This window comes from Pseudomonas sp. N-137 (assembly GCF_034555295.1).
In the GTDB taxonomy this organism is placed as follows: domain Bacteria; phylum Pseudomonadota; class Gammaproteobacteria; order Pseudomonadales; family Pseudomonadaceae; genus Aquipseudomonas; species Aquipseudomonas rhizophila.
In genome coordinates this window covers 396,560-407,665 of sequence record NZ_JAXUDQ010000007.1, presented here as the reverse complement: position 1 = coordinate 407,665, position 11,106 = coordinate 396,560, and the positions used below count along the sequence as shown (strand labels likewise).

The 11,106-nt window shown below is 61.0% G+C and carries 12 protein-coding genes and 1 rRNA gene; 5 read left to right on the top strand and 8 right to left on the bottom strand.

Annotation, left to right across the window (positions count from 1 at the left end):
- The first annotated feature begins 119 nt into the window (after positions 1–119).
- Positions 120–235: ribosomal RNA gene (gene rrf / locus T3A99_RS07865) — 5S ribosomal RNA — on the top strand.
- 102 nt (positions 236–337) lie between these two features.
- Here the strand turns inward: rrf and T3A99_RS07860 are convergent.
- Positions 338–739, bottom strand: a complete 402-nt coding sequence (locus tag T3A99_RS07860; RefSeq protein WP_047230566.1) for a lysozyme inhibitor LprI family protein — start codon at positions 737–739, stop codon at positions 338–340.
- A gap of 123 nt (positions 740–862) precedes the next feature.
- On the opposite strand from T3A99_RS07860, the gene T3A99_RS07855 reads away from it, so the two are divergent.
- Positions 863–1,321 (top strand): SRPBCC family protein, encoded by a 459-nt coding sequence (locus T3A99_RS07855; RefSeq protein ID WP_047230567.1) that lies wholly within the window; start codon positions 863–865, stop codon positions 1,319–1,321.
- A 251-nt stretch (positions 1,322–1,572) separates the two neighbouring features.
- Here the strand turns inward: T3A99_RS07855 and T3A99_RS07850 are convergent, their stop codons facing one another.
- Positions 1,573–2,052, bottom strand: a complete 480-nt coding sequence (locus T3A99_RS07850) for a hypothetical protein (protein WP_322834190.1) — start codon at positions 2,050–2,052, stop codon at positions 1,573–1,575.
- Positions 2,053–2,233: 181 nt separating this feature from the next.
- On the bottom strand, positions 2,234–3,181 hold the full coding sequence (locus T3A99_RS07845; protein ID WP_076383875.1) for an AraC family transcriptional regulator: 948 nt from the start codon (positions 3,179–3,181) through the stop codon (positions 2,234–2,236).
- Positions 3,182–3,383: 202 nt separating this feature from the next.
- On the opposite strand from T3A99_RS07845, the gene T3A99_RS07840 reads away from it, so the two are divergent.
- Positions 3,384–4,121 (top strand): SDR family oxidoreductase, encoded by a 738-nt coding sequence (locus tag T3A99_RS07840; RefSeq protein ID WP_047230449.1) that lies wholly within the window; start codon positions 3,384–3,386, stop codon positions 4,119–4,121.
- A gap of 97 nt (positions 4,122–4,218) precedes the next feature.
- On the opposite strand, the gene inhA is transcribed toward T3A99_RS07840, so the two are convergent.
- A complete protein-coding gene (gene inhA / locus T3A99_RS07835) occupies positions 4,219–4,905 on the bottom strand; it encodes an isonitrile hydratase (RefSeq protein WP_076383876.1) in 687 nt (228 codons plus the stop codon).
- 98 nt (positions 4,906–5,003) lie between these two features.
- Here inhA and T3A99_RS07830 point away from each other — a divergent pair, with 98 nt between their 5' ends.
- Positions 5,004–5,996, top strand: coding sequence for a GlxA family transcriptional regulator (locus tag T3A99_RS07830; RefSeq protein ID WP_322834189.1), 993 nt, complete (start codon positions 5,004–5,006; stop codon positions 5,994–5,996).
- Here T3A99_RS07830 and T3A99_RS07825 read toward each other — a convergent pair.
- On the bottom strand, positions 5,965–6,867 hold the full coding sequence (locus T3A99_RS07825) for an alpha/beta fold hydrolase (protein WP_139049519.1): 903 nt from the start codon (positions 6,865–6,867) through the stop codon (positions 5,965–5,967). The genes T3A99_RS07830 and T3A99_RS07825 overlap by 32 nt on opposite strands.
- Before the next feature lie 28 nt (positions 6,868–6,895).
- Positions 6,896–7,273: a hypothetical protein gene (locus T3A99_RS07820; protein ID WP_047230453.1), complete on the bottom strand. Its 378-nt coding sequence runs from the start codon at positions 7,271–7,273 to the stop codon at positions 6,896–6,898.
- A gap of 604 nt (positions 7,274–7,877) precedes the next feature.
- On the opposite strand from T3A99_RS07820, the gene T3A99_RS07815 reads away from it, so the two are divergent.
- Positions 7,878–8,246 (top strand): DUF6124 family protein, encoded by a 369-nt coding sequence (locus tag T3A99_RS07815; RefSeq protein WP_322834188.1) that lies wholly within the window; start codon positions 7,878–7,880, stop codon positions 8,244–8,246.
- A gap of 153 nt (positions 8,247–8,399) precedes the next feature.
- Here the strand turns inward: T3A99_RS07815 and T3A99_RS07810 are convergent, their stop codons facing one another.
- Entirely contained in the window at positions 8,400–10,223 is a 1,824-nt protein-coding gene (locus T3A99_RS07810) for a glycoside hydrolase family 15 protein (protein WP_322834187.1), read from the bottom strand.
- Positions 10,216–11,016, bottom strand: coding sequence for a glucose 1-dehydrogenase (locus T3A99_RS07805; RefSeq protein ID WP_076383881.1), 801 nt, complete (start codon positions 11,014–11,016; stop codon positions 10,216–10,218). Before T3A99_RS07805 ends, T3A99_RS07810 begins: the two co-directional genes overlap by 8 nt.
- Positions 11,017–11,106: the final 90 nt, after the last annotated feature.

Genomic DNA, 11,106 nt, shown 5'->3' with positions numbered 1-11,106 from the left:
AGGGCACCAGATTGCGGTGTGTGAAGACGCTATGAACCGAAAGTTCGCACAACACACAAACCTATCGCATACCCATTCGCTGGAACGTGACCGCAAGGCACGCGCTGGCTACCGAATTTCTTGACGACCATAGAGCATTGGAACCACCTGATCCCATCCCGAACTCAGTAGTGAAACGATGCATCGCCGATGGTAGTGTGGGGTTTCCCCATGTGAGAGTAGGTCATCGTCAAGATTAAATTCCGAAACCCCTATCTGCTGACGCAGGTAGGGGTTTTGTTTTTGTGCCGAAAAAAAAGGATGACCTGAAGAGGTCATCCTTTTTTTGCATCAATGGTTAAGCCCCAGGGACCGGGCAGCTCAGATCACCTTCTTCGCACTTGAGGTAGGTCTTGAGCGTCTCGACCCGGGCCTTGGTTACGGCTGTGGCGCAATTGCTGTGGACCAGCGGATAGACGCTACCCCCTTCGACTCCGGAGGCAGAAAAATTGCATTCGGCGTCACGGAAGCTGATCCAGGCCCGCTGTGCCTTGACCAGTAGCTGCTTGGCCTGCGGGTCATCTTTAAGGCGTGCAGTGATCTGCTTGTACAGACTGTTCAGCTCGTCGTCAGCGGCTTTGTTCTCTTGGGCTGCGCACTGGTTCATTGCTCCCTGGGTGCTAGCATTGGCGCAGTCATCGGCTTGGACAATACTGATAAAAAGCAGCGGCGTCAGGCCCAGAAACAAGCGTGGGAACATGGTCGATCTCTCCTTGATGGGATTTCTAAATGCCGAAGGAGTGTACCCAAACGCTGGGTCGATACAACTTTCTGGTTGGCCTCGTGGTCTTACAGGCCTAGGGTTGAACACAGGAGGTGACTCATGCATTCATCTGATCGCATCGAAAGAAAAATTCTGCTCAAGGCGCCGCGCTCTCAGGTCTGGCGGGCCTTGGCCAATGCCGAAGCCTTCGGTCAATGGTTCGGCGTCGCGCTTGAAGGCAGACGATTTGTCGCGGGCGAGCGTACCCAGGGGCAGATCACCTATCCTGGTTATGAACACCTTATCTGGGACGTTGCGGTAGAGCGGGTCGAGCCGGAGCGGGTTTTTTCGTTTCGCTGGCATCCGTACGCCATTGAACCGCAGGTGGACTACTCTCAGGAACCCGAAACGAGGGTTCAGTTCGAACTTGAAGACATGGATGGCGGCACCTTGCTCAAAGTGGTGGAGTCGGGCTTTAACGGTATCCCGGAGGCGCGTCGGCTTAAGGCTTTTCGTATGGACAGCCGTGGTTGGGACGAGCAGATGGCGAATATCGAAGCATTCCTGGCCAAGGCCTGATCCTCAGTGCCCGTGCATCTAAGGGTTTACGGAAGGGCTGCTATAGCGAATGTCTTACACGCCATGGTTGCTATATCGTCTGTTGCGCTTTGGATCCGATGCGTAATCTGTACTCAACCACTGAAGCACAGGGAGTGCTTCAGGATCAGGGACGATCGACCTTGCAAGGATGGCTATCGACAGGGAGTCGTGATGGTCTTGGAAAAACCCGCCTCGGCGGGTTTTTTTTCGTCTGCAGAAAAGCCGACCTATCAGGCCAGGCGTCGCGCCATGGTACGGTCGGAACCATCAGCGGCAAGTGCCTGCCCAGGTGTGCGATCCGAACCATCAGCGGCAAGTGCCTGCCCAGGTGTGCGGTCGGAACCATCAGCGGCAAGTGCCTGCCCAGGTGTGCGATCCGAACCATCAGCGGCAAGTGCCTGCCCAGGTGTGCGGTCGGAACCATCAGCGGCAAGTGCCTGCCCAGGTGTGCGGTCGGAACCATCAGCGGCAAGTGCCTGCCCAGGTGTGCGATCCGAACCATCAGCGGCAAGTGCCTGCCCAGGTGTGCGGTCCGAACCATCAGCGGCAAGAGTCTGCCCAGGCGTGCGGTCCGAACCATCAGCGGCCACAGGCTGCTGATATCCGAGCGTTTGCGTAAAGAAACGGTCCTGCTGCTGGCTGGGCAGGGCAAAGGCACTGACGCTCAGGACGAAAGTGGTAACGGCGATCAAGGAACTGAAAGTTTTCATGGCGATGACTCCGGTCATATCAAAAGGGGTTGAGTGCCGGGTCGTTCAGATGTCGCGATCTGCTGAACCCGTTGCAGCCCGGACGGTAGTCTTGCTGCATGGGTTCAGAGTAGGGGCGAGGAGGGGGACGCCGTTAGACGGATACTACCCTTGGTTTGCCTGATCCTGTTTGTGTGCAGGATCAGGCGCGACTCATCTGCAAGGCCTCGGCACGTAGCCGGGCGATGTCCTTGCTCGGCGAGGCCCCGAATAGACGGCTGTATTCGCGGCTGAACTGCGAGGGGCTTTCATAGCCCATTTTGTAGCCGATTGACGAAACGTCGCTGTTCTCCGCCAGCAGCAGCCGTCTGGCTTCCTGCAGGCGCAGCTGTTTCTGGTATTGCAGCGGGCTCATGGCGGTCACGGCTTTGAAGCGATGGTGCAATGCCGAAGGGCTGAGATTGATCATTTGTGCCAGGCTATCGATGCTCAGCGGCTCGGCATAATGGTTGTTGAGCCACTCGATTGCGCGACTGATACGGTGGGTTTGCGTGTCGGGGATGGCAATTTCGTGCAAGCGCTGGCCCTGTGCACCCCGTAGCAGGCGGTAGAAAATTTCCTGTTGGGCCAAGGGCGCGAGCGTGGCGATATCGTCCGGACTCTCCAACAGCCGCAGCAAACGCAACACCGCATCGAGCAGCGGCGCGTCGATGCGGTCCAGGAATAGTCCTCGATCGGTCCGTTGGGCCGGTACCCCAATGGGGCTTGCGTCGGCGATCAGACGGCAGATCTGCGCCGGGTCGATATCCAGGCGAATGCACAGGTAGGGGCGCTCGGGGCTGGCTTCGATCACCTGACCCGCCAGCGGCAGGGTGACCGAGACCACCAGGTAGTTGAGCGAATCATAGACGTAGCATTCATCCGCCAGCCGAACCTCTTTGCGCCCCTGGACGATCACGCACAAACCGGGCTTGTGGATCGTGTGCAGGGCTTCGGTGGGCTGGTCGCTACGGATCAGGTGCAAGGTCTCGATGGCGGTGGGATGAACGCCGAATTCCGGGGCGAAGCGCTTCATCAGTTCCGCCAGTTCGGTGCGGCGCTGGTTGACGCCGTCCTCAGGCGTTACGTGTATGGACGTGGATACCGACATGCCGATCTATCTCCCTGGCCAAATGGGTGGACCGCGCTAGTAAAGCCGATTGTGCGCCCGGCGACCAGAGGCGGTTTTATCGCTACAGGATCGTGCAAGGGCGCAGGAGGATCCGGCTAACCCAGACACGGATCTGCTCCCTAATCTGGACCTGTCAAAACGCTCCCATCGGGGGGCCATACATCCAGACGAGGAAACCATCATGTCCGCTATTCAAAACAAAGTTGTGGTGATCACCGGCGCCAGCAGCGGTATTGGCGAAGCCGCCGCACGGTTGCTGGCTGCCCGGGGCGCACGAGTGGTGCTGGGTGCGCGACGCGTCGATCGCTTGCAGGCGCTGGTGCAGGAACTTGAAGCCGACGGCCAGCAGGCTGCTTGCAAAGCCGTGGACGTGACGCGCCGTGATGATGTGCAGAGCCTGATCGACTTCGCTGTCGAGCGATTCGGCAAGGTCGATGTGATCGTCAACAACGCCGGGGTCATGCCGCTCTCCAAACTCGAGGCGCTGAAAGTTGACGAGTGGGATCGCATGATCGACGTCAACATTCGTGGCGTACTCCACGGCATCGCCGCCGGTTTGCCTTTGATGCAACGCCAGCGCAGTGGCCAGTTCATCAACATTGCTTCCATTGGTGCCTACACGGTCAGCCCGACGGCGGCGGTGTACTGCGCCACCAAGTTCGCCGTGCGAGCGATTTCCGAGGGTTTGCGTCAGGAGGTCGGTGGTGACGTACGGGTGACGGTGATTTCCCCTGGCGTAACCGAGTCGGAGTTGGCCGAAAGTATTTCCGATGAAGGTGGGCGCGCCGAGATGCGCGAGTTTCGCCGGATCGCCATTCCCGCCGAGGCGATTGCCCGGGCGATTGCCTACGCCATTGAACAGCCGGACGATGTGGACGTCAGCGAACTGGTGGTGCGCCCGACGGCCAGCCCGTTCTGAATTGAATCGATGCGGCAGGAGATTCTTCATGTCTTGTGTGGTGAGGGGATAAAACCCCTCACCACCTTTTTTTGGGGGGACTGATTGGCGTTAATCGTTATTGCAGTGCCAATCGCGCCGCTGCCCGTTGAGTAATCTGCGAGCGCACTCGAAACGACTCTGCTGCACGTCGGTTGGCTTCTGCCAACACTTGGGACGGTGCAGTGTCCGGGCAGCCGGCGGTGAACGGCGGGGCCGGGGCGTATTCAAGCTGTAGCTGGACCAGCTCGGCGGTGTCCTGGTCGAACAGTTCGGCCGCCAGGGTCAAGGCAAAATCTATCCCGGCGGTGATGCCACCACCGGTGAACAGGTTGCCGTCGCGTACCACACGGTCCTTGACCGGTGTGGCGCCCAAGGTTTGCAGCAGACTGTGATAAGCCCAATGGGTGGTGGCCCGTTTACCCTGCAATAAACCCGCCGCGCCAAGCACCAGCGAACCGGTGCACACGGAGGTGATGTACTGCGCGTGGGCCGCCTGTTGCTTGATGAACGCCAAGGTCTGCTCATCTTCCATCAACGGCCCGACGCCGCTGCCGCCCGGGATGCAGATCACGTCGAGCTTGGGGCACTTCTCGAACGTGGTGGTCGGTAGGAGTACCAACCCGGTGCTGGCGGTGACTGGGGCCAGGTCTTTCCAGATCAGGTGCACCTTCACGTCTGGCAGCGAGGCGAGCACGTCATAAGGGCCGGTGAGGTCCAGTTGTTGAACCTGGGGGAATAACAGAAAACCGATCTGCAACGCCATGGCGCTTTCTCCTGAAGTGATGCCTGAGGGGTGGACGGTTTAACTTTAGGCCCGTAGGCTCTGGCGTATACGCCAATAAGCCCACGAATTACGCCAATATGCCAAACCCACCGAAAACCGTTCATGTACTGGCTTTTGCCAACGTGCAGGTGCTGGATGTCACCGGGCCCTTGCAGGTCTTTGCTTCGGCCAACGACCTGGCACGCCAGCAAGGCTTGCCGTTGCCTTACGCACCCACCGTGATTGCTGCCGGTGGCGGGGCGGTGATGTCGTCGGCGGGGCTCGCGCTTATGGCCGAGCCGCTGCCGAGCGTGGGTAGCGACACATTGCTTATCGCCGGCGGTTGGGGGGTGTACGAGGCGGCGCAGGACGCGGCGCTGGTGGCCTGGGTCAGGGACCATGGTCTGCGCTCGCGGCGCGTGGCGTCGGTGTGCACCGGGGCGTTCCTGCTGGCCGCCAGCGGTTGGTTGGACGGACGCCGAGTGGTCACGCACTGGACCCGTTGCGAACAACTGGCCCGGCAGCACCCGCAACTGCGGGTCGAACCCAACCCGATTTTTATCAACGACGGCCCGGTCTGGACTTCGGCGGGCGTTACGGCCGGCATCGACCTGGCGTTGGCCCTGGTGGAGGACGATTTGGGTCGCGCCATCGCCCTGGAAGTCGCCCGGCAACTGGTGGTGTTCCTCAAGCGCCCGGGCGGTCAATCGCAGTTCAGCGTGACCTTGTCACTGCAGAATCAGGGCAGTCGTTTTGACGATCTGCACGCCTGGATCGCGGAAAACCTCACCCAGGACCTGGGCTTGCCGAGTCTGGCGGCAGAGGCGGGGATGAGCGAGCGCAGTTTCGTGCGTCACTACCGTGCCGACACCGGCCAGACGCCGGCGCGGGCGGTGGAGCTGATTCGTGTGGAGACCGCGCGCCGGCTGCTGGCCGACACAGCGCTGCCGATCAAGCGGGTCGCGGTGCAATGCGGCTTTGGCAGCGAAGAAACCCTGCGCCGCAGCTTCCTGCGGGCCATGGGTGTGACGCCCCAGGCGTATCGCGAGCGTTTCGCGGTCAGCCTTCAAGCAGATCCAGCAATGCCCTGAGCGTGGCCTGGGGGGCTTCCTGGGGAATGTTGTGGCCGACACCGGCGAGCACTCGACGCTCGTAGACACCGCTGAAATGTTCGGCGTCTTCGTCGAACTCAGGTGCAGGTCCAACGCCGTCGTCGGCACCGCACAGGGAGATGCTCGGCACGCTGATGGCCGGTTGCGCGGTCAGTCGTTCCTCCATCCACTCCAGCGTCGGGTCGCCCGGTGCGTACATGAAGCGATGACGGTAGGAATGAATCACCACCTCGACGAAATCCGGGTTGTCGAAGGACGGAGCACTGAGGGGGTACAGCGCTGTGCCGCGTGTCCAGGTCGGTGACCACAGGCGCCAGAGCAACTGGCACAGTTCGCGCCGGTTCTGCGTCAGGCCCTCGACGCCCCGGGCGCTGTGGAAGTAATACTGGTACCACAATCTGTGCTCGGTCTCAGGGTCCAGCGGCTGAGTCGATCGGGGAATGTCCTGCACGTTATAGCCATCGCCGGTCACCAGGCAGCGAACCCGTTCGGGCCATAGCGCCGCCACGATACACGCGGCCCGCCCGCCCCAGTCGTAGCCGCACAACGCGGCTTGGGGAATGGCGAGTGCCTGCATCAGGTCCAGCAGATCCTGGGCCAGCGCCGCTTGCTGGCCGGAACGCAGGATGCTCGGGTTATTGAACCGGGTCGGGCCGTAGCCGCGCAGGTACGGCACGATGACCCAATAGCCGCGCTGAGCCAGGGCCGGAGCGACTTCATCAAAGGCCCTGGGGTCGTAAGGGAAGCCGTGCAGCAGAATGACCGGGGCGCCGCTGGCGGGGCCGTGCTCTTCGTAGGCGATGCGCAGCAGAGGCGTCACCGCGAAGTTGATTCTGGGCGCCTGGTTCATGTCGGTCTCCTGCACGGCTCGGTTGCCGTTATGCGGGTTCCTGATTCACGTATTTGGCCCGATCCGGCGTGAAGGTCACGATCATGTTCGTGCTGGAGCAGGTCAGGGTGCGGTCCTGGGACAGATCGATGTCCAGGTCTTCACCGCGCAGGCCCTGCCATTGGGCGAGGTACTTGAGGCAGCCGAACTTTTCGTTTTTCTTCAGGCTGCGACTGACACCGCCTTTCCAGCCGAGCACCGGCAATTCACCGGCCAGGCAACGCTGCGCCAGATCGGGAAACTTCAGCGCCCGATCGCGGCCGATTTCCCAGCACTTGATCAGGCCCTTGTCTTGGCCTTCCCAGAGGTCTTCCCGGGTCAGGCCTGTTCGGGGCGGGGTGGTGATAGAGCGTTTTACATGGGTCATGTCAGATCCTTGAATCGGGTTTTATCGGGCAGCTCCGCTGCACCCTTGAGTGCATCGATCTTAGGAGGGGTTTACAGGGCTGGCAACCTGAAACCGGCGGCAGCGATAGATGGAGAAATGTTGGTGCCCGCTTCTGTGGCGAGGGGATTTATCCCCGCTGGGCTGCGTAGCAGCCCCGAAAACGGTCAACTCGGTCTGTCTGGCAAAGTGGATTGGCCTATGGACGGGCTGCTACGCAGCCCAGCGGGGATAAATCCCCTCGCCACAAGGGTGTGGAGTTCCTACAAAAAAATAGGTGAACCGGAATTTTCCGACGAGTCGTGGCGGTTGCTGGTTCGGAAACGGCGGGGCTAGGCTTTGCCGGTCGCTGCAAAATCAGCGACCGGGTTTGGTCACCCGTCCAATGTCAGGCGCACACGCGCCAACCTCAGCATGTCGGCGCTTTTTTGTGTGCTTGTCGGTATGCTTTGCGGTGGGCTGTGCGCGGGGCACTTTCGAGTGCGCCGGGTGCCTGACTTCCCGGTTGACCAACCTGCGTATAGCCCACCACCCCTCGTTTGGTCACGAGGTGAGTGGGCTCAATTTCAAGTCAGGAGCTTCACAAATGGTCAAGATCACCCCCAACCCTCCACGCGCCGAAAACCTGTCCGCCTACACCACCCTCGACACCAAAAAACTCCGCGAAGCCGCTGACCGGGCGCTGAATGTCCACTTGTCTCCCCCAGCCCCAGCCAAACCCGACACCCAGGACGGCCAGATATTTTCAGTGGTCCCCGGCCTCAACACCGAATCCGTGCTGACCAGCCTCAGCGAAACCCTGGCTTCGGCCAACGCCATGGTCAGTGACCTGGCATTCGAGCTGGAAGGTTCCCGGCGGCATGTTGCGCTGGGGATTCAGCAGTTGATTGAGCTGGGTACGTTGCTGGCTGACCGTGCGTTGGATGACATTGAAGTGGCGGAGCCTACGCGATAGTCATTGCACCCTGTCCTCTGTGGCGAGGGAGCTTGCTCCCGCTGGGTTGCGAAGCGACCCCCCTTGTGTCCTGGAGATTTTGCGCCTGCTGCGCAGTCGAGCGGGAGCAAGCTCCCTCGCCACAAAAGATTTATGTTCATTCACACGTGCAACTCACGGCTGCCAATGCGTTTTGTCCCCACTCAATTTGCGGTCCAGGAAGCTGGCGGCGCTGATCAGCGCCAGGTGGGTCAAAGCCTGGGGGGTGTTGCCCAGGTGGTAGCCGTGGCTGTCGAACTCCTCGGCGTACAAGCCCAGCGGGTTGGCGTAGCGCAGCAGTTGTTCGAACTCCAGCTGGGCTTTTTCCACACGGCCGGCGCGGGCCAGGCATTCGACGTACCAGAACGAACACGCGGCGAACGAGCCTTCAGTGCCCCTGAGGCCGTCGACGGGGCTTTCGTCGTTGCGGTAGCGGTAGACCATGCCATCGCGCACCAGGTCTTTTTCAATCGCATCGAGGGTCGAGAGCCAGCGCGGGTCGCGCGCGCTGACGAAGCGCACAAGCGGCATCAACAACATCGAACCGTCGAGGGCGGTGCTGCCCAGGCGCTGGATGAAATGCTGCCGTTCCTCGCTCCAGAAATTTGTCCAGATGTCTTCATAGATGGCCTGGCGAGTCTGGTCCCAGCGGGCGAAAGGCGCGGGCAAGGAGCGTTTGACCGCGAGGCGGATGGCGCGATCGACGGCGACCCAGCACATCAGCCGCGAATGCAGGAAGTGGTGCTTCTCCCCGCGCATTTCCCAAATACCCACGTCTTTGTCCTGCCAGATATCACAGACCTGATCGACCACATTGACGACGTGTTTCCAGCCCTGATGGGAAATGGCTTCGCCGTATTTGTTGACCAGGTACACCGCGTCCATCAATTCGCCGAAGATATCCAACTGCACTTGTTTGTAGGCCAGGTTGCCGATGCGCACCGGCTTGGCATGACCAAAGCCGCTGAGGTGTGGCAGTTCGACTTCAGGTAGCTCCAGCCTGCCGTCCAGGCCGTACAGGATGTTGACTTTGATCGGCTGATCGCAGCAGTCGCTGACCCGGCTCCGCAGAAAACGCATGTAGGCGTTGGCTTCTTCAACGAAGCCCAGGCGCATGAACGCGTAAACGGTGAAGGACGCGTCGCGGATCCAGGTGTAGCGATAGTCCCAGTTGCGCTCGCCGCCACGGGTTTCCGGCAGGCCGAAAGTGGCGGCGGCGAGGATGGCGCCGTGTTTGCGTGAGGTCAGCAGTTTCAGCGCCAAGGCCGAGCGGTTGACCATTTCCCGCCAGCGCCCGCGATAGGTGGATTGGCCAATCCAGCCGCGCCAGAACGCCAGGGTTCGCTCCAGGCATATTGCGCTGATGTCATCCTGAAGCCGCGGGTCGTCAATCCCGCCCAGCAGGAACTCGGCGCTCTGGCCTTGTTCCAGCGTGAACTCGGCCACCGCCGCCCGGTCGTCCAGGGTCATGGCCTGATCGGAACACAAACGCAAGCCAGGTTGCCCCGGGGCTTCGAAGCAGATGTGATCGCCGTCACGGTGTGCGCTGGTGAGGCTGCGGGCGTAGTCGTGGCGGACCGCGCAGCGCATGCGAAACGTCGCACTGCCGAGGGTCATGCTCACCTTGCGGATCAATACCGGCAGGTCATCCTCGCTGTCGCCGATGGGCAGCAGGTCGGTGATTTCCACCACGGCGTCATCACTCAGCCAGCGGGTTTGCAGTACGTTGGTGTCAGGCAGGTAGATCTGCTGGCGACGGGCGTGGGGCAGGTCCGGCGCCAGTTGAAAGATGCCCGCGTCCGGCGTGTCCAGCAGCGAGCAGAAAATTGATGGGCTGTCGAATTCCGGCCAGCAGAAAAAGTCGACACTGCCTCGGTCATTCACCAGCGCAGCACTGCGCATGTCGCCGATGATGCCGTGGTTCTCGATAGGGCTTTGGGTTTCGTGATAGTCAGCCATTGCCGTGGAACCCCGGATAAAGGCTCATCCCGCCATCGATGAACAACGTGGTGCCTACCACGTAATCGGACAAGTCCGACGCCAGCCAGACCACCGCGTTGGCGACATCTTCCACATCGCCGATACGCCCGTAAGGAATCAGCTCTAGCAATTTCTGCTCCTGTTCGCCTTCAGTGACCTCGCGGTTGATGGCCGTGCGGATCGCGCCGGGCGCGATGCTGTTGATGCGGATGCGCTGGTGGCTGATTTCCTGGGCCAGACTCTGCATCAGCAGATGGACGCCGCCCTTGGAGGCAGCGTAGTTGATGTGACCGGCCCAGGGGATGCGCTGGTGCACTGAGCTCATGTGGATGATTTTGCCGGCGGCCCGGGACACGCCCTGGCGAATGCCCTGCTGATTGAAAATCCGCAGGGCGGCACGGGCGCAGAGGAACTGGCCGGTCAGGTTGGTGCCGATCACGGTGTTCCAGTCCTCCAGGCTCATGTCGACGGCGGCGGCGTCTTTTTGCAGGCCGGAGTTGGCGACCAGGATGTCCAGCGTGCCAAAGGCTTCGACAGTCTGGGCGAACAGTCGCTCGACATCCGGCTCCTTCGACACATCGGCACCGACGGCGATGGCGCGTCCACCGTTGGCGTTGATTTCACGGGCCAGGTCTTGCGCCGGGCCGGCGCTGGAGTGGTAGTTGAGCACCACCGCGGCACCGGCGTCTGCCAATGCCCTGGCCGCGCCTGCACCAATGCCGGAACTGGCGCCGGTGACCAGGGCAACCTGTCGGGCGAGGGATATCTGCATGGTCTAGCACCTTGAGTTGAGGGCTTTACCTGCTGACTGGTATGAGGTGCGTGGAGTTCATTTGGGTGAAGCAGTCTTCACGATGGAATG